This is a genomic window from Vibrio sp. 10N.247.310.23 (assembly GCF_041467155.1).
Lineage (GTDB): Bacteria > Pseudomonadota > Gammaproteobacteria > Enterobacterales > Vibrionaceae > Vibrio > Vibrio crassostreae_C.
In genome coordinates, this window is sequence record NZ_JBFSTZ010000007.1 from 98494 (window position 1) to 121302 (window position 22809).

The 22809-nt window shown below is 44.5% G+C and carries 20 protein-coding genes and 1 pseudogene; 8 read left to right on the forward strand and 13 right to left on the reverse strand.

Features of this window, described 5'->3' with window-relative positions; genetic code table 11:
* Nucleotides 1-37: 37 nt before the first annotated feature.
* The 3 genes from AB6D93_RS07485 to AB6D93_RS07495 form a co-directional block, all read right to left on the reverse strand.
* Nucleotides 38-1483, reverse strand: a complete 1446-nt coding sequence (locus AB6D93_RS07485) for a sucrose-6-phosphate hydrolase (protein ID WP_017064970.1) — start codon at nt 1481-1483, stop codon at nt 38-40.
* On the reverse strand, nt 1480-2439 hold the full coding sequence (locus AB6D93_RS07490) for an aminoimidazole riboside kinase (protein WP_017061624.1): 960 nt from the start codon (nt 2437-2439) through the stop codon (nt 1480-1482). Before AB6D93_RS07490 ends, AB6D93_RS07485 begins: the two co-directional genes overlap by 4 nt.
* Nucleotides 2440-2634: 195 nt before the next feature.
* On the reverse strand, nt 2635-4074 hold the full coding sequence (locus tag AB6D93_RS07495; protein ID WP_017064972.1) for a sucrose-specific PTS transporter subunit IIBC: 1440 nt from the start codon (nt 4072-4074) through the stop codon (nt 2635-2637).
* Nucleotides 4075-4308: 234 nt separating this feature from the next.
* Between AB6D93_RS07495 and AB6D93_RS07500 the strand changes: the two genes are divergently transcribed.
* Nucleotides 4309-5295, forward strand: coding sequence for a LacI family DNA-binding transcriptional regulator (locus AB6D93_RS07500; RefSeq protein ID WP_102332242.1), 987 nt, complete (start codon nt 4309-4311; stop codon nt 5293-5295).
* 134 nt (nt 5296-5429) lie between these two features.
* Here AB6D93_RS07500 and AB6D93_RS07505 read toward each other — a convergent pair whose 3' ends face one another.
* The 6 genes and pseudogenes from AB6D93_RS07505 to AB6D93_RS07530 form a co-directional block, all read right to left on the reverse strand.
* Complete coding sequence (locus tag AB6D93_RS07505) at nt 5430-6803, reverse strand: carbohydrate porin (RefSeq protein WP_102320859.1); 1374 nt, start codon at nt 6801-6803, stop codon at nt 5430-5432.
* A 551-nt stretch (nt 6804-7354) separates the two neighbouring features.
* Nucleotides 7355-8263 carry an alpha/beta hydrolase gene (locus tag AB6D93_RS07510; protein ID WP_102332243.1) on the reverse strand — a complete coding sequence of 303 codons (909 nt, stop codon included), beginning with the start codon at nt 8261-8263 and terminating at the stop codon, nt 7355-7357.
* A gap of 14 nt (nt 8264-8277) precedes the next feature.
* Nucleotides 8278-9615 (reverse strand): TonB-dependent receptor domain-containing protein, encoded by a 1338-nt coding sequence (locus tag AB6D93_RS07515; RefSeq protein WP_346763704.1) that lies wholly within the window; start codon nt 9613-9615, stop codon nt 8278-8280.
* Nucleotides 9616-9635: 20 nt separating this feature from the next.
* Nucleotides 9636-10166: pseudogene (locus AB6D93_RS07520) on the reverse strand (LysR family transcriptional regulator); the annotation flags it as partial.
* Nucleotides 10167-10334: 168 nt separating this feature from the next.
* Entirely contained in the window at nt 10335-10742 is a 408-nt protein-coding gene (locus AB6D93_RS07525) for a hypothetical protein (RefSeq protein WP_017061620.1), read from the reverse strand.
* Between the two features lie 139 nt (nt 10743-10881).
* Nucleotides 10882-12213 carry a ferric reductase-like transmembrane domain-containing protein gene (locus tag AB6D93_RS07530; protein ID WP_017064979.1) on the reverse strand — a complete coding sequence of 444 codons (1332 nt, stop codon included), beginning with the start codon at nt 12211-12213 and terminating at the stop codon, nt 10882-10884.
* A 233-nt stretch (nt 12214-12446) separates the two neighbouring features.
* Here AB6D93_RS07530 and AB6D93_RS07535 point away from each other — a divergent pair, with 233 nt between their 5' ends.
* From AB6D93_RS07535 to AB6D93_RS07555, 5 genes are all read left to right on the forward strand, one after another.
* Nucleotides 12447-13136 carry a flavin reductase family protein gene (locus tag AB6D93_RS07535; RefSeq protein WP_017061618.1) on the forward strand — a complete coding sequence of 230 codons (690 nt, stop codon included), beginning with the start codon at nt 12447-12449 and terminating at the stop codon, nt 13134-13136.
* 120 nt (nt 13137-13256) lie between these two features.
* Nucleotides 13257-14048 carry a CLCA_X family protein gene (locus tag AB6D93_RS07540; protein WP_050653202.1) on the forward strand — a complete coding sequence of 264 codons (792 nt, stop codon included), beginning with the start codon at nt 13257-13259 and terminating at the stop codon, nt 14046-14048.
* 186 nt (nt 14049-14234) lie between these two features.
* Entirely contained in the window at nt 14235-14492 is a 258-nt protein-coding gene (locus AB6D93_RS07545) for a type II toxin-antitoxin system Phd/YefM family antitoxin (RefSeq protein WP_017061616.1), read from the forward strand.
* Nucleotides 14482-14748, forward strand: coding sequence for a Txe/YoeB family addiction module toxin (locus tag AB6D93_RS07550; protein ID WP_017061615.1), 267 nt, complete (start codon nt 14482-14484; stop codon nt 14746-14748). Before AB6D93_RS07545 ends, AB6D93_RS07550 begins: the two co-directional genes overlap by 11 nt.
* Before the next feature lie 31 nt (nt 14749-14779).
* Nucleotides 14780-15103 carry a DUF4144 domain-containing protein gene (locus AB6D93_RS07555; RefSeq protein WP_017067464.1) on the forward strand — a complete coding sequence of 108 codons (324 nt, stop codon included), beginning with the start codon at nt 14780-14782 and terminating at the stop codon, nt 15101-15103.
* A 100-nt stretch (nt 15104-15203) separates the two neighbouring features.
* On the opposite strand, the gene AB6D93_RS07560 is transcribed toward AB6D93_RS07555, so the two are convergent.
* Together AB6D93_RS07560 and AB6D93_RS07565 are read right to left on the reverse strand one after the other, a co-directional pair.
* Nucleotides 15204-16592 (reverse strand): MFS transporter, encoded by a 1389-nt coding sequence (locus AB6D93_RS07560; protein WP_017069083.1) that lies wholly within the window; start codon nt 16590-16592, stop codon nt 15204-15206.
* 70 nt (nt 16593-16662) lie between these two features.
* Entirely contained in the window at nt 16663-17733 is a 1071-nt protein-coding gene (locus tag AB6D93_RS07565) for a cellulase family glycosylhydrolase (protein WP_017064984.1), read from the reverse strand.
* Nucleotides 17734-17945: 212 nt separating this feature from the next.
* Here AB6D93_RS07565 and AB6D93_RS07570 point away from each other — a divergent pair, with 212 nt between their 5' ends.
* On the forward strand, nt 17946-18971 hold the full coding sequence (locus AB6D93_RS07570; protein ID WP_017064985.1) for a LacI family DNA-binding transcriptional regulator: 1026 nt from the start codon (nt 17946-17948) through the stop codon (nt 18969-18971).
* An 18-nt stretch (nt 18972-18989) separates the two neighbouring features.
* Here the strand turns inward: AB6D93_RS07570 and galM are convergent, their stop codons facing one another.
* Both galM and AB6D93_RS07580 read right to left on the reverse strand, forming a co-directional pair.
* Nucleotides 18990-20054, reverse strand: coding sequence for a galactose-1-epimerase (galM, locus tag AB6D93_RS07575; RefSeq protein WP_017064986.1), 1065 nt, complete (start codon nt 20052-20054; stop codon nt 18990-18992).
* A gap of 192 nt (nt 20055-20246) precedes the next feature.
* The gene (locus AB6D93_RS07580; protein WP_010432780.1) at nt 20247-21575 is read right to left on the reverse strand and encodes an anaerobic C4-dicarboxylate transporter; all 1329 of its coding nucleotides are present in this window, start codon (nt 21573-21575) and stop codon (nt 20247-20249) included.
* A gap of 411 nt (nt 21576-21986) precedes the next feature.
* Here AB6D93_RS07580 and AB6D93_RS07585 point away from each other — a divergent pair, with 411 nt between their 5' ends.
* On the forward strand, nt 21987-22646 hold the full coding sequence (locus AB6D93_RS07585; RefSeq protein WP_010432777.1) for an HAD family phosphatase: 660 nt from the start codon (nt 21987-21989) through the stop codon (nt 22644-22646).
* Nucleotides 22647-22809: the final 163 nt, after the last annotated feature.

Here is a 22809-nt window from a genome sequence, read left to right on the forward strand (position 1 = left end):
GTTGATCAGCGGCTTTCTTGATGGAGATAAGCGGAGGTTAGTTGTCCAACCCTTTAATTGGGTTCATCGAGTGATAAACGGTGTTCACGTCACCAGTCATCGACAATGAACTCAAGTCATCAATGAAGAAACGGCTGGTCATTGTGTGCTTACCGCCATTGATAAAGATTTCGATCACTGACTTATCAACATAAACCTCGATGATTTGCTTGGTGCTCAACCTCGGTGCTTTTCTCACTGAGCCAAACTCTTCCGCGTAGAGCTGAGACATCTTACTGCGATCAAGCATGAACTCCTTTTCTGTAGCACTGAATACGATGTTATCACCCGCAACGTTAGTAAGTGTAAACTCAAACTCGTCAGTATCCGTTTCGAGCTCAACCATGAAGCTGGTTGTATCCAATTCAAGAGCATTTTCAACCACCACAGCTTCACCCTGTAGCGCTTTCAATTCAGGTAAAGCAGACTGAACAAGATAGCCATCTTGGATTTGAAGTTCGCGTGGTAACGACAACATGCCCGCCCACTGATACTCATTAGATGGTGTATTAATCTCAGGCAGACCAATCCAAGCAATCAGAATACGGCGGCCTGTATCATCTAAATAAGTCTGTGGTGCATAGAAATCGAAGCCATAATCTGGTTGCGCAATATCTTGGTGGTTTTCCAGTTCTACCGAATCGAGATTTAGGCGGTCACCGACGATATAAGCCACCGAGTAGATATTTTTGAAATCGTATGGATTTTCGCTAGACACACCTTGTGGAGAAAACAGCATCACCGACTGATTCTCTATTTCAAAGAAATCTGGGCATTCCCACATATAGCCAAGGTTGTTGTAACGAGTTTGAATTGGACCTTTGTGCTGCCAATTCATCAGGTCTCGGCTGCAATATAGCGCCATAGAGCCAGTATTTTGAGGCGTTTGAGCACCCACAACCATCAGATAATCGCCGCCCTGTTTCCACACTTTTGGGTCTCGGAAATGTTCGGTGTAGTGATCGTTTTCGATAACCACGCCGTGCTTTTCTATTTTGCCGTCAGCAGACATCTTGGCAAAACATTGAGTTGGCACTCGCAACCAATTTCCATCGCGCTTGTTACCTGTAAAAAACAACAATGCATTGTCGTTTTCAACCAATGCACCACCAGAGTAAACACCGTGAGAGTCGTAATCTTGGTCTGGGTGCAAGCCAATGCCGTGGTCTTCGAAATGAACGAAGTCTTTGGTAGAAAGGTGGTACCAGTACTTCATACCATGGACGGGGCCAACTGGCGTCCATTGGTAAAATAGGTGGTGTTCACCATTAAAGAAACACAGACCATTCGGATCATTAAGCAGACCAAACTTAGGCGCAATATGGTAGCTTGGATAGCCAGAGTCTTGTTTGCGAAGCTCTACCATCGCATCAATACTCTCTAGAGAAATATCTTCTATACGGCGATATCTTTGCTCTACTGTCCAGTTCGAGTTCAAACTCATACACTCTCCTCTACGGCATTCGTATTTGAAGAGTCTTTTTGAATAAACTGAGTAAGAGCTTCTTGCGTTGGAAGTGCGGTCATTGCGCCTTTTTGCGTGGTCGCCAGTGCACCACACCCATTCGCCCACTGAATTGCAGAATCGACGACTTGTTGATTGTTCCACTCATCATCTTGAGAAAGCTTTGCAAGCAAACCGCCAACAAAAGCATCGCCTGCACCCGTGGTATCCACTGGCGTCACTGAGCGACCTGAAATCAACACACCTTGGTTTTCAAATACTCGCCAAACGCCTTTCGCGCCCTGCGTAACCAGAACAAGCGTGTTGTTAAGATCTGCAATGTTAGCCAAACCTTGTTCCATCGAAGTTGAATCGGTTAAGAAATCCAGTTCTTCTTCTGAGAATTTAACCACATCAGCCAATTCAACCGCTTTCATGACCACAGACTTAATTTCAGATGGGTTTTGCCACACTTCATCACGAAGGTTTGGATCGAAGCTGATGTAACCGCCCGCGGCTTTCATACGTCGGATCGCTTCGAAGGTACTGCTTCGGCTTGGTTCATTAGCCAAAGAGATCGAGCAGACGTGTAGCCACTCGTTTTTCTTAAATTCGGGAATGTCTTCAACAGACATAAACTGGTCGGCACTTGGCTTAACCATAAACGTAAAGCTACGCTCGCCTTGGTCATCAAGATCGACCACCACGGTTGACGTGCGTTGTTCAGGGTCCTTCACCAAACGCTCGGTATTCACACCTTCCTTTTGCAGAGTCACTTCCATAAAAGTGCCAAACGGATCGTTACCCACTCGGCCAAAAAATGCGCTTTTGCCTAAAAGGCGAGAAATCGCTACCGCGACATTAGCAGGCGCACCGCCCGGACATTTCAATAATGTCGCGTCAGTCTCCGGAATGAGGTCGACGACGGCGTCTCCAGTTACCCAAACTTGATTCATCTTTCTTACCTTAAAACTGAAAATCATGACAACCGAAAGCGATGGCAATCGAAAGCAGTAGCAACCAAAAGCAAGGTGACACTTCACGCTGTCATGTAAAAATATAAAAAGGCTAGCTAAGCCAAATCACCTAGCTAGCACCCCAAAGCTTAGGAAATGAAGTGAAAAGGGGGGCTTCACTTCTAGGGAGAAACGTTAAGCTGTTGCTTTAATGTTTTGCTTGCTGCGCTCGCGCAGACCTAAAACAACGGTCAGAGCAAAGGCAGTCACGAACGCGATAATCATACCTACCACGTAGTAGCCAATCTTTTCTGGTGATATTGAGATGATGCCAGGAATACCCGCCGCACCCAGTGCTTGTGCTTTCACATTGAACATCGTGATAAACGCGCTTGAAATCGCAGCGGCACAAACCGCAGCAATGAATGGATAGCGAAGCTTCAAGTTCACACCGAACATTGCAGGTTCAGTAATACCAAGCAAGCCAGTCACACCAGAAGGAATCGCGATACCTTTCATTTTCTTATCTTTACTCATGAAACCAACCGCCAGTGCCGCTGCACCTTGTGACACGTTAGACATCGCCGCGATAGGGAAGATGAACGTACCGCCAGTCGTTGCGATATCCGCAAGCAGCTGAGTTTCAATAGCAATAAAGCTATGGTGCATACCAGTAATAACAAACGGCGCATAAATCAAACCAAACACCGCACCGCCAATGAAGCCAGCACTGTTGTATAACCAATTTAGGCCGTCACCAAGCAGGAAGCCGATATCACGAGTAAATGGACCAACAATCGTGAATGTTAACAAACCAGTTATGAAAATCGCCAATAGCGGCGTTAGCAAGTTATCCAGAACCGAAGGAATAACTTTACGCAGCCCAAGCTCAACTTTCGCTAGAATAAACGCAGAAACAAGAACGGGTAGTACTGAACCTTGATAGCCTACTTTCTCGATTTCGAAACCTAAAATGTTCCAAACCGGAATGCTGCCCGACACTGATGCGCCACCGAAGCCCCAGCCGTTAAGCAAGTCTGGGTGAACCATCAACATACCTAAAGCCGCGCCAAGGTATGGGTTACCACCAAACTTCTTACTCGCTGAAAATGCTAATAAAATAGGTAAGTACACAAAAGGAGCATTAGCAAATGTATTGATCATGTTTGCTAAGTCGGTCAAACCCGGATTAGCGTCGATTAAAGATTTGCCATCAATGAATAAGCCTTGAGCCGTCAATAGGTTGTAGATACCCATCAACAAACCACCAGCAACAATCGCCGGAATGATTGGTACAAAAATATCAGACAGGCCTTTCACCGCGCGTTGCAGGATATTTTGGTTGTCAGCACCTGCAGACGCCACATCGTTGGTCGACATTTCCGTCATTTCAGTCAGCTTAGCCAACTCAGCATAAACTTGGTTTACGATGCCTGAGCCAAAGATGATCTGATATTGACCTGCCACTTTAAACTGGCCCTTAACCCCTTCTAGGTTATCAATCGCCTGTTCATCAATTTTATCTTGGTCTGCAACCGCAAGACGCAGACGAGTCGCGCAGTGTGCGAGTGCGGTGATATTACTTTTACCACCTAATAGAGAAAGCAGCTCTTTTGCTATTTTTGGATAATTCATTACATACCCCATTGGATTATCATTTGAGCTTTTGAATTTTCGGGAACGTTTGCAAAACAAATTTTTGCCTAGAAATAACAAATGATCAAAGATAACTGCTCAATAGTGTGAGAATGATCTTCAAATTATCTCCCTAGGATAAGAAGACAGGGTTAAAATCCCCTAATAACAGGTAAATTTGATGCTCTGTTTGCAAACAATCCCAAAACTAAAATTACAATTGGATAATGAATAATGGCTAGTCTTCATGATGTCGCTCGTCTCGCTGGAGTTTCCAAGTCGACGGTTTCAAGAGTAATCAATGATGAGTATGGCGTAAAAGACGCGACCAAGGTGAAGGTGCGTAAAGCGGTTGAAGAGTGTGGCTATCTCCCAAACCAAGTCGCTAAAGACTTAAAGTCCCAAAAAACCAACCTGGTTGGCGTGATTGTTCCTAGGGTTTCTTCCCATGCCACCTCTCAGGGTGTCGATGGTTTAACCGCCGTCTTAGAGCAAGCGGGCAAGCATGTATTATTAGCGAGCACACACCAAACACACCATAAAGAACTTGAATATATTCAGATATTTAACCAGAAGCGTGTTGAAGGCATCATCCTGTACGCGACCCACCTCGACAACCAATTAGTCAAAGCGATTCAAAGCTCTGCCGTACCCGTGGTATTGGTTGGTCAAGACGGGTCAATGTTTAACATCCCAAGCATTGTGCACGACGACACTCGCGTAGGGTTTGAAGCGGGTAATCGCCTCATAGCGAAAGCTTGTAAGCATATGGGATTCATCGGTGTGCAAGGTGATGATATTGCGGTTGATAAGATGAGATCGGAAGGCTTCGCTCAATCGCTTCAATTTAACGACCTCACACTGCAATTTCACGCCCGTGGCGACTTCACCATAGAATCAGGTTACCAACTGGCGAAGCAGTATCTCAAGGAGCACACCAAGCTCGACGGCCTATTCTGCGCCACTGACCGTATCGCAATCGGTGCGATCAGAGCCATTCAGGAAGCGGGGCTCGTTCCAGGAAAGGATATATTGGTGATCGGTGTAGGTGACGATGAGCTCGCTTCAGTATGCACACCAACGCTGTCTACGTTTAACTATGCGTTTGATAAAGCGGGAGAAAATGGAGCCAAGCTGCTACTCGACCGTATTGAGAAAAAAGGCTTTGAAATGAGCAAGATGGTGTTGACCTTCACCACTATTGACCGAGAGTCTTGCTAGCGATTTATTTCAGAGATCAGGTTATCCCAAGATAAAAAATGCCAACCTTCGAGTTGAAACGATAAGGTTGGCATTTGGTGATGCGACTATCACATCATGAGTAACACTCTCTATCTAAACGATATATCAAGCAATTAGAACCAAGTTTCCATCTGCAGTGCAAACAGAACCTCGCCGCCCTCTCCCATCGTTGCAGCATCTGCTTCAGTGCTGATCGAGTAACCATTTAGGTCTTCACTCCAATCCACATAGCTCACAGCGAAACGCAGTTCTGGTCGGTCAAAGAAACCAGTGCTAGTTGAAAGCTTGAGTGTTGGTGCAACTGTCGCTTTGTAGAAACCGCCGCTCGCTTGCTCTGTCGAGTTGTCTAAATCCATGTATTGCAATGAACCTTCGTAAACCATCTCAAAGTTCTCTGTGAACTCTTGAGCTAATCGAACGTTTAAAGAAGCCCATGTGAACTCGTCATTCTTCTTCAAACGGTCTTGGCTATGCTCTGCCATTAATGCAGGTGCTAAGCGCCAGTTGTCGCCAATGCGAGTGACACCGTAGCTAAACAGGCGAACGGCTTTCGCGTCATCCAGTAGATCACCATTTGAACCGATGCCTTTTAGCTCTGCACCTAGGCCACTACCCACTAACATACCCGTTTTAGAGAAGCCTTCGCTCAGACCAAAGAAGTTGTCTCCATGGTACGCAAACATTGCGTGTACACCGCTTTCAGCTGCGCCATTTAGGCGGCTATCGTTGTCTGCTGAGGTCATACCGCTCAACATCACTTGCCATTGGCCAATACGGTTATTCATGGTTGCAATGTAGTTTTCTACATCTGTTGACGAGCTATCAATCTCACCAAAATCTCGGCCATAAATAGAGAAATTCGCTTTCCAGTTGTCGCTCATCTGAACGTCATAAACGCCCGCACCAGTACCTGATAAGAAGACAATATCCGAATCGAAAAAGTGAATATCAAAGTTGTCGCGATCGAATCGTTTACCCGCCCAAAACGTTGCTTCAGAAAACGCTTCAGATTCAGAGAACATGCTCAGACGGTTCAGTTCTGAATACACTTGTCGCACATTCAACTGGCTTTCGCTGGCAGTCCACTCGTTATTTGTCTCAGTACTGTCGGCCAACATGATGCGAAACAAAGCACTAGAGCCATCGTCTGCAAATCGCTTATGAATCAAGTTCGCTTCAACGTAATGATCATCTTCAACACCAAGACGTCCAATTGGAGCTCCAATGGCACCCGCCGCTGTCATGTAAGGACCAGTACCTGTCGCGCCGTTTAGGTCGTCGTTGATCAATAACCCAGAGCGAGCATAGCCGTGAAACTCAAACGAAGAAGCCTTTTCATTGGCCTCGGTAGAGACCTGCTCTGTTTGTGCAACCCTTTGTTCTAATTCATTAATACGTTGCTCTAATGCTGCAACGTCTTCACTTGCTAATACCGATGTAGTCATTAGCCCCATTGTTACAGCAACCGCTAAAATGTGTCGTTTCATTCTGATGTTCTCACGTTAATTGTTTTGGATTATTTGCAAACGTTCCCAAAATAATTCGTAAGCACATTTCGGCTTATACTTTTGATGTATAAGCTCTATATCGAAGAAGAAATAGAAATCAGTCGTGTTGATTACTTCACTTTTGTATCTGAGTGGATGATAGATCGATAATTTCGGGAACGTTACCGAAAATGCATAATTCTGATAACTTTGTCACAAGTGAAATTGATTAATGGGCGAAAAATAGTGTATCGCGCACATTGAAGCCTTTATCAAGGTCGTCGATAAGCTAGAGTCAGTTATGAACAAAGCGTGATGAAACATACAATAACCACCACCTTTAACTGATAAATAACTCAATTATCGAAGGTGAACACGGTTTTGTTCGATCTAATAAATGACGATCGAATCATAAAAGGGAAGTTAGAAATGAATCCAGATACTTATGAAAGCTTCCAATAAAAAAGCCAAGTTGAACCTTAGTGATCAACTTGGCTTTAAATGGCTCAATGAATGCTTTCTAGCGCGTTGTAACGTCACAAAAGTAGAGATTATTTAATTGGATAATGTCGCTTTAAAAACGCAATCACATGCGGTACATACTTATCGGTATCAAAAATTGGAGCACTATGACCAACACCCTCCTCGATAAACAGCTGATTCTCAATGCCGTACTTGTCCAAAGCATGTTTGAGGATCTGGCTTTGCGCTAAAGGCACTCGCTTATCCAGTGTTCCATGGAACTGAATGTAAGGCGGAGCATCACTGTTTATATAACTGGTCGTTGAAGCTTGTGCCGCTAGCTCTGGTACTTCACTCGGGATATCACCTAAAAAGCGTGACACCGACGACTTTTTACTGGTTGGTCTGTTCCCTTTATTACCTAGTTCCAGCAGGTCCGTCGGGCCAAAAAAGCTTACAACTCCAGCCACTCGATACTTAGGTTCTGAGTAAAAGCTAATGTCACCGTGCGTATTACTTGCGCCGACCAATCCCGCTAAATGACCACCAGCTGAACGCCCCATCATAACCACGTTATCGGCGGCAAGATTGTACTTGTCAGCATGGTCATGAAGATAGTTAATAGCATCATTAATATCCGCGACTGGTTTTGGGAAAGTTGCTTCGCCACTTAAACGATAATCGACCGCAGCCAACGCATAACCTTCATCCAAAACAGAATTAAGCAACAACGGGTTTTTAGTCGGAATATCGTCTTTAGTGCCACGCTTCCACGCACCGCCATGTACCCAAACGAGCAACGGATATTTTCCATCAACCTTTGCTTCTGTTTTGGGAAGGTAGAGATCAAGCTTGATCTCTCGTGCTTCTACCGTCTTAAACAAGATGTCCTTTTCTACTGTGTATACCGCATTAGCATTAGCATTAGCATTAGCATTAGCATTAGCAGCCGATAATCCAACAAATGAAAGCATCAGTAATTTTGTTATCTTTTTCATTATGAACCTCTTATCTAGAATGACGCTTCTGCTGCTAACCAGTAACGACGACCATCTTCAACGTAGCCAAACTCTTCGTAATCGGTTTGTTCTTCAAATAGGTTGTAGATACCAGCCATCACCTTAAGGTTCTTTTGCACATACCAGTTGGCACCTAAGTCAACATAAGTAATTGATGGCGCTTCGTATTGTGTTCTTGAACTACTCGTTGTCGGTTCTGACTCTTTGCCACGATATGTCACTCGCATCCAAGATTGGACATCATCACGTACTTGCCAATCTGCATTTACGGTAACTAAATGCTCAGGAACTTGTGTTAGTGGCTTACCCTCATCTTCACCAGACTGCTTCTCAGTATGTGTATAGGTATACGTCGAACCGACAGAAATCGCCTCAGTAATGCCTTTGTTTATCGTGTATTCAGCACCGTAAGTAATCGCGTCTTCAATGTTCACGTAGGTAGAATCACAACCACGTCGGCCACAGTTAGTGCTCAGCTCTTTCTTGTCGATCTTGTCTTTAAAGTCACTGTAGAACACGGTGAAGTTCGAGCTTAAATCGGCATCGCCAACAAAGTACACGCCCATTTCACTGTTCACTGACGTCTCGGCTTTTAGATCAGGATTACCGTAAACCGAGCAGTCGCCACCACAACTTTCTTGCGCCCAACCCGCTTCCATCTCAGTTAAGCCTGGTGCTCGATAACCCGTTGAAACACCGCCTTTCACTGTCCAATATGAGTCGACACTCCACACACCATAAACGCGAGGGCTCAGATGAGACTCGAACACGTCATTTTGATCAAATCTGAGGCCAGTTGTTAGAGCAAAAGAATCGGTGATGTACCATTCATCTTCCGCAAACAGTGACCATTGGTTATTTTTGAAGACATGATCTTCTGCAGAATCTGTCAGCTCCTGACGTGTATAGTTGAAGCCGATAGTTAGGTAGTGCGCCTCAAGCACAGGCATAGACCATTGTGAGTTCAGAGTCAGGTTTTCCACTTCCATTTCTCCGCCTTCATTCTCAACCGTTTCATTGTTGATGTATGAAGTGCCCGAGCCCCAGTCGTAGTTGCCTGAGTGAGATAGGCCCAATGATTGACGATTGTTCACACGCTCAGAATCTGTGGTTTTCGATTTTCCATCCGTCGTCACTCGTTCTTGATCGTGATAGGTGTAATCAAACGAGAAAGTATCGTCATCCGTAGGCGTCAAGTGTAGTGCGCCACGGTAACTCTCTAATGTTTTGCCTCCGTATCCGTAAAGAATCTCATCTTCCTTACGCTCTTGATATAAACCAGAGAAAGAAGCACTCAACAAGCCATCAATAAGAGGGCCCGCTAGATGCACTTGGCTTTGATATGAATTGCCCGAGTCTGAGTTCTCTTGCAGTGTTGTTTCACCACTGTCATACGATAGATATTTTGCTCAGCAGAAGGCGGCTGATGCGAAGATAAGGCAAAGTGCACATCACCTGCGACCAAGGATTCGAAATGACGCTTGGGCGCAGAATCTAAACTCACGATCATGTTCGGCGCTTCTTTGCGGATCTTAGCGATCACCTTGGGCATTAAGGTATTAATTTGAGGCAGTAAGCCATAAAATTTCACAGTACTATCAACCTTGCTTGGGGCAAACGACTGCTTATGAACCAACTTTTCCAGGTTAGTAATAACGGTGTTGATATCGTTTTTAATCGACTCTGCTTTTGGGGTCAGCTCATAGCCATACTTCTTACGTACCAGCAGCTCATCATCAAAGAAGGTACGCATTTTTTGTAGCGTACGACTTACCGAAGACTGGCTCATGTTCAGAGACATTGCGGTATTAGAGACGTGTTTTTCTTCGAGTAAATGCTTAAGAACGAAAAGAAGATTCAGGTCAATCTGGGAGAGGTTCATGAGTGCGTCACCAAAATAATGAGGGCATCGTTGAGACAATACACCGCGCTCAAACCACGGCAATGCGTATCAATGATTGGGGTTCAAGATACCGAGTTAACGGCTCTGCGAGCATGATTTAAAGTTCAATAGAAAAACGACTAAATCAAAAAATAGAAATAGAGATCGCTACTTTCTCTTCCCCTGCTCCACCAACTTTTCATTCCATGCCGTATTGCCGTCACGCTTAGTCACGTCATACTCTGAACAGAACTGAGATATGGTCATATTGTTATCGCCAGTGGCAAGCTTGAGAGCCAACTGAACTTGTTGAAGCTTGCTTTGCAGTCGCAAGATTTGACCAGCATTTGGGCTTTTCTCTTTGGCGTATTTTAAAGCCGCATGCTTACGTTCTGCCGCGCCCGCTCGGCGATCTGCTTCTGATAACAGATACTTGAGTTGAGCAACACTCTTGCCTTTCTTGAAGGCAGGATCAAGCAACTCAACGCATTCATCAAACGATGGATCGATAACGTATGGGTCAACTTTATGAGCTTGTTGGCGCATCCATTCGAGTGCGAGTTTTTCATCTGACATAATTACATCTTTACCAAAGAAACAGCCCTATATGGTATCGCTCAATAGCAAACCGCTGCAATAACAAATTGAGTGACTTTACGCCTTTTTACACTGTGCCGATTGACTAATTTAACAATCACAGCTCCAATAGTTGGCTTTAACGCATCACAAACAGCTCTTCGTGGTAGTGCTTTTCAATATCAAATTGATAGGTGTCTAATTCTTTTTTCAGTGATGTAGAGAACAACTCCGGCCCGCAGAAATACATCTCGTACTCGTTGAGGTCGCCACATTGATTGACAATTCTTCCGGCGTTTAGCCGCGGTGAGTGCAAGGTATCTATCACGGTCAACTTCACACCAACCGCGTGTGCTAGGTGCCACAACTCATCGATTAATTGCTTATCAACACCGCGAGTACAATAAAACAGTTGAATACGAGGATGATCTCGTTCTGTTTTGAGCGCTTCAAGTGTTGCAAAAAACGACGCTATCCCGACACCACCAGCAATCCAAATTTGTGGCTTGCTTAGGTCAAAATAAAGTCGACCATAGGGTCCTTCAACCGTAACCGCATCGCCCGCTTTCACTCGTTCATATAGGCCATTAGTAAAATCACCCAGCTCTTTGATCAAAAAGCGCAGCTCTGGATCATCACTGCCAGAAACAATGGTAAACGGATGCGGGTCTTCATTACCGAAACGCAAGTACGCAAACTGCCCAGCTTTGTGACCTTGCCAAGATGCCTCCGGTTTTAACACCAGCTCCATCACTTCAGCTTGTGGAAAATAGCGAGTCGAGATAATCGTCGCTGAGTGACGATTTCGACGCCCAACCAAGCCCAACAAACTGTAAATCGCTGCGATAGACCCAGCCAAAGCAAATGCCACAGTTAGATAATAAATAGGTTCTCCCCAATACGCTCGTTTAAGCAGGATTACTGAGTGGAAAGCGATAAACAGGTACGCAACCGACATCAGACGGTGCGACAATTTAAACGGTTTGTACTTCACTGCCGCCCATAGTGACGCCACCAGTAAAATGAGCAACAAGTAGAAGCCCCACTCGCCAATACTCTGAGCAATACCGCGTAATTCATTGACCCATAACTCCCATCCAGTCAAAACAGCTTGCGGCCCTGAACCATCGTGTCGAACAGGCTTATCTAACACACCAGACACCACCAATGACTTAGGTATTTGGTACCACAACCAGTGTGTCACACCCAGTGCAACACCACCGATACCGAGCCATTTATGGACTCGATATGCTTTATCCATACCTTTCAGCCAATTCTCAACCATAGGCAAACGCATCGCCAAGATCATTGTGATGGACATTAACACCAGAGACAAAATACCTGAGTACTGAATCATGGCTGAGCGCCATTCAAAGACATCGCTTGAAGCGAATAATTGCGGTTCCATCGCAAACCAAAAGGCTGACATTGTGGCAATCATTGCCCAAATGATATTGCGGACTGTTTTCATTTTTTAACACTCATAAAGACGACATCATTACTTTAGCTCCTGTGATGTAAAGGGACGTCAACGTACGTAAATCTATGCAAAGGATCTCGTTCATTGTGCTGTAGCAGAGATAAAAGAGACAAACTGCCCACGGCCAATAAGCGCTCTTTGATCGATAAAAGCGGATTCTTCGTACATATAAGTCCGTTAGTGAGCATGCTCGAAGATAACAATAAATGAGAAGAAGAGAAGATATGAAGGACATGACCCTTTCTAAACAAGATATCCAAACAATGGACCCGCGCCACCGCATTCGTTTGGTTAACTCCCTATCTGGATTTAAAAGCGCCAACCTAATTGGTACTTGTGATAAACAGGGGCTTGAAAACCTTGCGATAGTGAGCTCTGTCATTCACCTAGGGTCTGATCCCGCGCTGCTTGGTTTTATTGTTCGCCCAGATAAAAGCCGACGTCATACGCTAGAAAACATCCTAGAAACTAAGTACTTCACCGTTAACAGCATTGGTGCTGACTTTGTTAAAAAGGCCCATCAAACCTCGGCTCGCTACCCTAAACCAGTCTCAGAATTCAACGCGGTCGGCTTAACGGCCTATTATGACGACACATTCCCCGCTCCCTTCGTCTTGGAGAGCAGTTTAAAGATAGGGTTAGCGTTCAAAGAACAGATAACAATCGAAAGCAATCAAACGCAAATGTTGATCGGTGAAGTTATAACGATTCACGCACCCAAACGCGCCGTGATGCCGGATGGCTACCTTGATTTAGAAGCGTTGGATTTGGTCACGGTATCAGGGCTTGATAGCTACCACGTAACTCAAAGACTGCACCGATTAAGCTATGCAAAACCACAACAGCCACTCTTTCCGCTCACTCGTGAAGGTAACCCAACTTCATGGGAAGCTTTCGAACTCAATCTAAACTAATTTTGTTCGGCAATTTGCTATCAAAAGTGCTAACGTCCTTTAATTCCAAGAGATGCATCTCACACAGGCGCATCTCACTGAGCACACTATTCATTCTTACGTCTGTTTCCAAGGACCCTTTTGAAGTTAACTCACTTTAAATACAAAACGCGCGAAGGCCCAGACTACCGACATGGCGATCAGGTGTCATTCATGGACATCAAACAAACCTTCGGTATGGGCAGCATTCGTGTGGGTGCTTGGGTGACGAAAGAAGAAAAAGAGTTGGCCGCAAATCTGATATTCGATTCGCTAGCCGACTTGGCTTACATCTTGGCTTTGCCACCAGAAGCGATTGGCCTTCGCGGCACATTAGGCTTAGCGTTCGGCAGTGGCGGCAGAAAAGGCGTACAAGCACACTATGCCCCGAACCAACGAGAATTAGCCCTCGCGAAGAATGCCGGAGCTGGCGCGCTCGCTCACGAGTTTTGGCATGCATTTGACCACTATATCGCTGAGAAAGCGTTTGAAATCGGCGATACCTCTGGCCCTCGCAAGCAGATCCTGTTCGCCAGCGACTGTTGGTTGCACGATAGAAAGGTGCGACCTCATCCATTAAACGAAAGTTTGATGTCTCTGTTTGATGCCACACTGCTTAGCGACAATAACTTGGACAAACACGATTATGTGGCTCGCAGTGTGATTGCCGACAAAGCGATGTCTGCCCGTTACTTCTCACTACCCACAGAGATGATGGCGCGCGCTTTTGAATCCGTGATTGAATCGTGTTCCGATATCAAGAACGCTTATCTAGTGGATGGCACAACCAAGCCTGATATGTACCCCGTGTATCCTGATATGGCGCACCGAGAACAGATATACCAAGCCCTGCAAGGTTACTTCGCACCATTAGGCCGATCTTTGAGTAAATAGCATTTTGAGTCAGTAACTCTCTGCATATTTACAATGAATGACATGTACCATAAGTTGATCATGTGTAAGCTCTGATATAACATGTACAACAAGCGGAACATGTAGAATAGTTAATTCATGAATGATTAACTATTCTGTGTATATAGAAAGATTAAACATATCCAAAAACAACAGGGTAAATAAGTGATGAATATTGTTTCTTTTACTGAGGCCAGAAATAGCCTTAAGTCTGTGCTCGATAGAGTGGTAGACGATTCTGATGTTACGGTAATAACCAGACGAGATTCAGAAGATGCAGTGGTCATGTCTCTTGATCATTTTAATTCAATGCAAGAAACCTTGTACCTAATGAGCTCGCCTAAAAACGCTGAAAGATTGGCTGAATCTATTGCTCAACTCGAAGCCGGAAATACAACCGTTCGAGAATTGAATAATGACGAATGATCGAAAGATTGTATTTACAGATAATGCTTGGGAAGATTACCTATACTGGCAAACCCAAGACAAGAAAACGCTCAAGAAACTAAATAAGTTGATTGAAGCCGCCAAAAGAACGCCCTTTGAAGGGATTGGAAAGCCGGAGCCACTAGTCGGCAACCTGTCTAGCTTTTGGTCAAGACGAATCGATGACAAGAATCGATTAGTGTATAAAGCAGATGACGATAACTTTTATATAATTGCTTGTCGTCACCACTATTAAAAGCAGTAAGCAGCACATAGAAAGGGCAGTAATGATCAGTTGGCCATCTTTGGTAAAACTCGACGGTGATGATGAGCTTATTTACGTCGCATCCGAGAACGATTTTCAGGCAGAATGCTCAGACATGATCCTGGGTGAAGATGATTACCTCATTGATTCAGAGGGTAACAGCTACGCACTTCAATCGATATCAAATCAACTGTCTCTAGCGAAACGGCCTGAGCAATATTCAGTAGAAAGCGTGACCAAGCTGATTCGAAACCACGAGTTTCAAAAAGCTGAAGTGTGCCTGATGAAGATCCACTTCCTAACGATTGAAGAAGCAATTCAGTCGCTGGCTTTTGAGCCACGTTAATAGCTCTCCTGAAAGCTAATAAACGAAACCTGTTAAAACAAAACAGCGCCAATTTAGGCGCTGTTTTCTAGGATGCAATGAGTGGTAATAACCTCAACAACTAAGACGTCGCTTTGTGCGTAATTCCTGACTTATCAACAACCCCTTCAGCAAACTCACCACGCTCAAGTTTTTCGCGTAAAATTGCATGCTGGTCTTCAGTAAAGGTATAACGAGACATAATAAATATACGTACCAAAGCCCCTAAAGCCGGCAGTAAAGCAATACAAAAGAACATGCCATTCAATGCTGTTTCTGTTTGGTCCGCATTTGGAACATAACCAATAGTTGTCAGGATCAGACCTGTTAAACCACCTGCTACCGCAACGGATAATTTACCTGTAAATGTTTGGCCAGAGAAAGTTATCGCTGCTGTACGCTTACCACTATGGTAGTAAGAGTATTCAACGGTATCTGCAATCATCGCTGAAATAAGCGGGTTAGTCATCATAAAGAGCCCCGTTACTACTGCCAGCCACATCATCACCACCGTTGTGTTGTCATAACCTGTTAGATAAAAACCAACACGTGCGATAATTTCCAACACACATAGCGCAATAAAGATATCTCTCTTCTTGAAACGTTTAGTTAGGATTGGCGTCGCTAAACACGCGATAGCACTGACTAAAGTGATAGTACCAATCAATGAAACTAAACCTGCATCGCCCATGTTGTAGGTGAAAAAGAAAATGTATAAACCATTAACTAGATTGAAGAACACATTCATAAAGAATGCAGCCAAGATGAAGAATAATGGCTTGTTTTTACGTACCGCTTGAAAAGTATCTTTCAGTGTTACTTTTTCACAGCTCGCCGTCGAAATACGCTCTTTGGTATTGTAGAAACCGTTCAGCATAAACAGCAGACCTGCCACCATCAATACGATAACAGCAGGTAAGTAACCTTGATCAGCACGACCATCAGCAAAAAATGCGCTTAATTTAGGAAAAATAACTAGCGTTGCGCCAATACCAGCATTAACACCTAACATGGCACACGTTGCTGCTTTGGCACGCTCTTGAGGCTCATCAGTCATCACCGACGACATTGACCAAAATGGCACGTCAGAGATGGTGTAAAGGGTACCCCACAGAATATAAGTGATACCCGCATACATCACTTTAGTCGACATGTCCGCATCGATATTATAGAAGGCAGCGATGGTCACCAATACAATCAAAAACGGAGTAAACAACATGTAGGGACGGAACTTACCGAAGCGAGATTCTAACGTATCCATATAGCCAGCAATCAACGGATCATTAACAGCATCCCACACTCGTGCAATAAGAAATATGGTACTCGCAGCAATCGGCGAAATACCGAGAATATCGGTGTAGAAGTACAAGATGAACGAGCCAACCAAGCCAAAACTAAAGCATTGGCCCACGCCATAACCGAAATAAGAAATCAGCTCTCTATTGTTCAATCTATTTTTTATAGTAGTCATTGTTCACGTCTCGATTGATTTAATTCTAGTTTAGAAGCCGACCTTTTTCTCTAGGCCGGCTAAATGACAGTTATTCCACCTCTGCGAGTGTTTGAATCAACTGTACTTCGCTTGCATCATATGGCTGTCCTTGCTCATCAAGCAGATCGTGGAACCACTGACTGGCATAGTTAACGTCATTGCGTTTAATTTCAGGCCAAGGAAGGTGCGTTTGTGTTTTACCTTTCACTAATCCCCATTGATAGCAGCCAATATTCTTATCTTTAAAAATTGGCAGCTGTTCATGTAAGGAAGATTGTGCATGACGTGCTAACCACTCGGTACACATCATCGGGCGATTGTGCGCTTGCACAACTTTCAGCGCTTCATGGAACAAATCCAACGGAAGATAAGCATGGAAAGTGATAATGTCCGATAGCTCCATCGCTCGGCGATCGGTTGGATGCTCAAAAATAGGCAAACTACGGTCGAGAATACTAGGGCAATGCCATGCACCCACCGTTAGGGGCTGAGTCGGGTTCACATCGCGCGCCCACTCAAACGCTTTTTCCATCAACTCGTGGCTAAACGTCTCCATTTCTTCATCGTAAGCTAGTTCACCATTGGTGGTAAAAATCATACGGTTGGTAGGCTCGTTGTACAGATCCCAAATCGCAATACGCGGGTCGTTTTTATAAGTCGAGATAATGTCACGGATGTAAGTTTCAACGTCACCCCACTGTGACTTATCCATAACAACATTACGACCTGGGCTGGCCGCAGCTTGGCTATTATGCAGGTCAGGGACGGGGGCTTTTTGTTGACCTAGATACGGATGGTCACCGGAGAATCCACAATCATCCATTGGGGTCATCATTACCTTAATCTGGTTTCGTTCACAAATATCTAAGAAATGATCAATGCGCTCATGCAGTCCTTGGCGGTCGACTTGCCACACAATGAAAGGCAAATTGGTACGCAGCGTGTTGTAGCCAACCTCTCTCGCCCAAGCCAACTCTTGTTCCATTATTTCTGGTGAAAATGAGTCTGCTTGCCACATTTCGTTCCAGTTTACAGCCGTCCTTGGTAAGTAATTAAATCCACGTAACCATCCATGTTGTTGTTGCCATTGCCACGCTTTGTCTTCAGACCATCTTTTCATCTTACTCACCTTGAAACTAAATTATTAACTAATAATATTAGCTAATATAATGAGCTGCATTTTTATCGCTACTATCTAAGATTAAAAACGAGTGAGCAATCACAACTATCAGACTGCTCGGACAACTTTTTGTGATCCCCATCTTTAACAGGTGATCGAAAGCTGATAATTAGCTAATATCTTTAGCTAACTAAGTTGAGTTGAAATTTACGATGGCTAAAAAAATCACTATGAGTGACATTGCTGCAGCGGCAGGTGTGTCTCAATCAACGGTATCACTGGTACTTAATGGTTCAACGTCTGTAAAAATTGCAGACACCACAAAAAGTAAAGTGCTCGATACCGCCGAATCACTTGGCTACAAAAATAAGAAAGTCGCTCATGCGCTGGGTCGACCTAATAAAATAGCACTGGTTGTCAACGGGTTATCGAGTTATGACCCTTTTATTGATGCTATAAACTCAGCGCGTGAAGAGGCTTGGGCGAACGACTTTATTTTAGTGATCTTCAATTACAGCCACGATGAAGTGCTAGCGAGCAAAATTGAAGTGGAAATCAACAGCGGAGATTATGCAGGCTTGGTGTACGCATCGAGCATGACTCGTGAACTTGAACAACAACGGGTCAATACGCCTCTGCCAACCGTGCTCCTAAACTGCACAAACGAAAGCAATAGCGATGCACCAAGCATTTTACCTGCCGATATGATCGGTGCTTACAAAGCGGTCTCTCACCTTATCCAACAAGGCTATTGTCGTATTGCTATGCTCACAGGCGAAAACTGGATGCTTGCGAGCCAACAACGCAGTGAAGGCTACCGTCAGGCACTAATTGATGCCGATATTGTCCCGAACAGCAATTACTTAGCAGAGGCCAACTGGTCATTAAAAGAAGCACATCAGCAGACATTAGCTTTGTTTAAGTTAGCTCAACCACCAGAAGCTATCTTTTGTGGCAGTGATTACATGGCGATGGGGTGCTATCAAGCACTGGCTGAACTAGGGCTTAAGATCCCTCAAGATGTCGCGATCGTTGGCTACGATAACCAACAAATCGCATCGGAAAGTTTTCCTGCGTTAACATCCGTTGAATTACCTTACTCAGATATGGGCAAGCTAGCGATTGAGTCCTTAATGGCGCAAATTGAGGCTCAGCCTTTGTTATCCAGTAGACGAAAAGTGGAAGGAGAACTGATTATTCGTACATCCTCAACACCATCGGATAAGGTGGGCACATAGCCCACCAATAGTTAGGGCCTAAAACTTAAACTGATAAACCGTCTGATGTTGATAAAGCTCTCCAGACTTCAGGAGCCCGCGGTTAGGTCCCCATTCTGGCTTATTAGGACCATCTGGAAAATATTGGGTTTCTAAGCAAAGACCATCGTACAACTCATAATTTTTACTCTTACCAGGCGTCCCTGCTAGAAAGTTACCCGAATAAAACTGAATAGCAGGCTTCGTCGTTTTTACCTTCATCACGACTTCTTTTGCAGGTGCAACCAGAACCGCTGCAACCGACTCTCCATCGGTCACTTCAGGCTGAAACACAAAAGCATGATCATAACCACCAGCCATTTTCTGGTCCGACTCAGTCAGAAAATCCCGCCCAATGAGCTTTGCGTTTGAAAAATCAAAACTCGTATCCTCAACCGCCTTTATTTCTCCCGTTGGTATTAAGCCTTGATCTGTTGGTAAATAATGGCCTGAACTCAACTGCAATACATGATCCAAGCTTTTCGAACCAGAAGCCTCACCAGCCAAATTAAAGTAAGCATGATTGGTTAAGTTAACGGGGCAAGTCTTATCAGTATTGGCTTCATAAGAAATAGATACTTGGTTGTCATCCGTTAGAGAATAGGTAACTTTGACACCAAGATTACCCGGATACCCTTGATCACCATCTTTGATATGAAGAGTAAACACTACCTTTTGTGCACTTTGTTCAACAATGCTCCAACGCTTTTTATCAAAGCCCTCTACTCCACCATGTAATGAGTTTTCACCATTATTAACCCCGAGTTGGTAGCGCTTCCCTTCAAGTTCGAATTGGCCTTTAGCGATACGGTTTGCAAAACGTCCAACAATCGCACCAAAATAAGAGCTCTGCTCCATATGCTCAGCCATATTGGGTGAGCGAAGTAACACCTCTCGAGCTACTTCATTCACTGGCATAGAACAACTCAGCCAAGTAGCTCCAATATCCATGAAGGATACACTCATTCCATTGCTGTTCTTGAGGTGGACCAGTTTAGCTAACTGACCATCAAACGATGGAGTGGATGCCATATCTTGCTCTAATTGCTCAAAGTTAGTAATCATTAGTGCCTCTTCGTCTCACAAAAATAGCGTTATATCACCACTACCCCACTTACAACTAATAATATTAGCTAATATTTTAATCTAAATTGCCTTTTACTTAATTCACATACCTTTTCAAGCGTCAGAAACAAAAACAGCGCCTCAATAGGCGCTGTTTCTCGTTTCTTATCTCGCTAGTCGATTAAGCGACAATTAAGCGATAAAAATCTGTGCCAGTGCGTAGCCTAAGCAACATGCGCCTACTACACCGATTAAACCCACCGACATGAATGAATGGTTGAAGTACCACTTACCAATCTTGGTGGTGCCAGAGACATCGAAGTTCACCGTTGCGATATCTGATGGGTAGTTCGGGATGAAGAAGTAGCCGTAAACCGCAGGCATCAAGCCGATAAGCAGTGCTGGGTCTAACCCTAAGCCAAGGCCAACCGGTAGCATCATACGTGCTGTTGCTGCTTGTGAGTTCACCACAACCGATACGATGAATAGCGCTAGTGCGAACGTCCATGGGTAGTTAGTCACCATTTCCACGATGCCAGACTTGAACTGAGGCATTGCGTATTGGAAGTAGGTATCCGACATCCAAGCGATACCGAAGATAGCAATCGCCGCCACCATACCCGATTTGAATACCACGCCGTTTGGCACATCACGTGGGTCAGTTTTGGTCGCCAGCAAGATGATACCGCCGAAGCAGAGCATCATCATTTGGATGATCACCGACATCTTGATTGGCTTGTCTCCGTCAACGATGGTTCTGATTTCAGGCACCATCGCCACGATAACAATCACGACAATTGAAAGTAGGAAAATCAATACCGCATTACGAGCCGAAGTTGGAAGCACTTCATCCAAAGACGTCGCCGTGGTGCTTTCGATACGCTTTTTCCACTCAGGATCTTTTAGGCGCGCTTGATATTCAGGATCGTCATTCAGTTCTTTGCCGCGTTTCAAGCTGTACAAAGAAAGCAAAAACGTACCAAATAAGGTTGCAGGTACCGTCACCATCAAAATGGAAAGCAGAGTAATAGAATGTTGAATATCAGAAAGCTGCGCGAGGTAGTACACCACAGCGGCTGAAATTGGAGATGCGGTAATAGCTAGTTGAGACGCGACAGACGCAGCTGCCATTGGACGCTCAGGACGAATACCGTTCTTCAGTGCAACATCGCCAATGATCGGCATGATGGAGTAAACCGCGTGGCCAGTACCCAATAAGAAAGTCATCGAGTAAGTCACGAACGGAGCTATCAGGGTAACGCGTTTCGGGTTCTTTCTAAGCACCCTTTCCGCCACTTGCAGCATGTATTTCAAACCACCTGCCGCTTCGAGAATCGAAGCACAAGTAACAACGGCGAGGATGATCAGCATCACGGTGACAGGTGGAGACGTTGGTGGCATCTTGAAGACAAACACCTCGATAACCAAACCAATACCAGAAACAACACCTAAGCCAATACCGCCATACCGAGATCCGATATAAAGGACGACTAATAAAAATAGAAACTCAAAATACAACATAAGCAACCCTGCTAAAAATGTGGACTAATGTTATTTTCTCCCTAAACTCAGCCATTTACTTATTGCTTGGTCACACTATGATTGCAGGCTCCCGGTAATTGTTTTTTATAAGATTATGGTCACGTAAACCGACCTGTAAGTTTATGAAATGTAATAAGAAGCCAGACGCACAAGCTAGATTTGTTATGTGGAATAATCATAATTGTTTCTGTTAGATCTGGATGGCCTATAAAACACAAGGCTCATAACTGAACGATATTATTTCAACCACAACCAATCACATTTAAAGTCATGCAGAAGCATATTGCCGAGCCGATTGGATATATTCTTACTGAACGTTGACTCGCCTATCACTAGACACTATGTCAAAATACCCGCCCTCACGATGACAACACATTAAGAACCACGGATATGAATTTTCAAGCTGCTATTTTTGATATGGATGGGCTGCTGCTCGACACCGAGCGACTTTGTATGCAGGTTTTTGAAGAAGCATGTCACGCGCAAGGTGTTCCGTTTTTGCAAGATGTCTACCTAGGCATCATTGGTTGTAACGCAAAAACCATCGAACAGATTTTTCGAAATGGTTACGGTGAAGGGTTAGATTACCCAGCGCTGAATAATGAATGGCGCACGCGCTACAGTGCAATTGTTAAAAACCAAGCAATCCCAGTAAAAGATGGCGTGATTGAGCTGCTTGAATGGCTAAAATCGAATGACATTCCAATCGCGGTGGCGACCTCCACTCAGCTTGATATCGCAAAGAAGAAGCTCGAGCTGGCTGGCCTAGATTCGTACTTCACCTCACTAAGCACAGGCTGCGAAGTGACTCACGGCAAGCCTCACCCAGAGATCTACTTACTCGCGGCAGAACGCTTAGGTGTTGCACCTGAAACCTGCCTAGCGTTTGAAGACTCAAACAACGGTATTCGTGCATCAATGGCAGCGAACATGATCAGCTTCCAAATTCCAGATTTGGTTGAGCCTTGCGAAGAAGTTAAAGCGCTTGGTCACACGATCAGCCCGTCACTGCATCATGTATTGGCACAGCTTCAACAAGCTGCAGCTTAAGCTCTGACTGCCGTTGATAATGCTTTTATCAACGTAGACAAGCCCCTCTATTAAGCCGACTCACAGAGTCGGTTTTTTTGTTGGTATTCCTTTTATAAAAGATAAAAACTCGCGCTTGAAACTGTTAAAGTCGATGTGAAATAAATGCTAGGTGATCAACAAG

Excerpts from the sequence above, each read along its gene's own strand:
- AB6D93_RS07495 (WP_017064972.1), bottom strand. The coding sequence starts at position 4,074 with ATGAATTATCCAAAAATAGCAAAAGAGCTGCTTTCTCTATTAGGTGGT.
- AB6D93_RS07570 (WP_017064985.1), top strand. The coding sequence starts at position 17,946 with ATGGCTAAAAAAATCACTATGAGTGACATTGCTGCAGCGGCAGGTGTG.
- AB6D93_RS07485 (WP_017064970.1), bottom strand. The coding sequence starts at position 1,483 with ATGAGTTTGAACTCGAACTGGACAGTAGAGCAAAGATATCGCCGTATA.
- AB6D93_RS07560 (WP_017069083.1), bottom strand. The coding sequence starts at position 16,592 with ATGACTACTATAAAAAATAGATTGAACAATAGAGAGCTGATTTCTTAT.
- galM (WP_017064986.1), bottom strand. The coding sequence starts at position 20,054 with ATGATTACTAACTTTGAGCAATTAGAGCAAGATATGGCATCCACTCCA.
- AB6D93_RS07585 (WP_010432777.1), top strand. The coding sequence starts at position 21,987 with ATGAATTTTCAAGCTGCTATTTTTGATATGGATGGGCTGCTGCTCGAC.
- AB6D93_RS07550 (WP_017061615.1), top strand. The coding sequence starts at position 14,482 with ATGACGAATGATCGAAAGATTGTATTTACAGATAATGCTTGGGAAGAT.
- AB6D93_RS07580 (WP_010432780.1), bottom strand. The coding sequence starts at position 21,575 with ATGTTGTATTTTGAGTTTCTATTTTTATTAGTCGTCCTTTATATCGGA.
- AB6D93_RS07535 (WP_017061618.1), top strand. The coding sequence starts at position 12,447 with ATGAAGGACATGACCCTTTCTAAACAAGATATCCAAACAATGGACCCG.
- AB6D93_RS07545 (WP_017061616.1), top strand. The coding sequence starts at position 14,235 with ATGAATATTGTTTCTTTTACTGAGGCCAGAAATAGCCTTAAGTCTGTG.
- AB6D93_RS07525 (WP_017061620.1), bottom strand. The coding sequence starts at position 10,742 with ATGTCAGATGAAAAACTCGCACTCGAATGGATGCGCCAACAAGCTCAT.
- AB6D93_RS07500 (WP_102332242.1), top strand. The coding sequence starts at position 4,309 with ATGGCTAGTCTTCATGATGTCGCTCGTCTCGCTGGAGTTTCCAAGTCG.
- AB6D93_RS07490 (WP_017061624.1), bottom strand. The coding sequence starts at position 2,439 with ATGAATCAAGTTTGGGTAACTGGAGACGCCGTCGTCGACCTCATTCCG.
- AB6D93_RS07505 (WP_102320859.1), bottom strand. The coding sequence starts at position 6,803 with ATGAAACGACACATTTTAGCGGTTGCTGTAACAATGGGGCTAATGACT.
- AB6D93_RS07510 (WP_102332243.1), bottom strand. The coding sequence starts at position 8,263 with ATGAAAAAGATAACAAAATTACTGATGCTTTCATTTGTTGGATTATCG.
- AB6D93_RS07565 (WP_017064984.1), bottom strand. The coding sequence starts at position 17,733 with ATGAAAAGATGGTCTGAAGACAAAGCGTGGCAATGGCAACAACAACAT.
- AB6D93_RS07555 (WP_017067464.1), top strand. The coding sequence starts at position 14,780 with ATGATCAGTTGGCCATCTTTGGTAAAACTCGACGGTGATGATGAGCTT.
- AB6D93_RS07530 (WP_017064979.1), bottom strand. The coding sequence starts at position 12,213 with ATGAAAACAGTCCGCAATATCATTTGGGCAATGATTGCCACAATGTCA.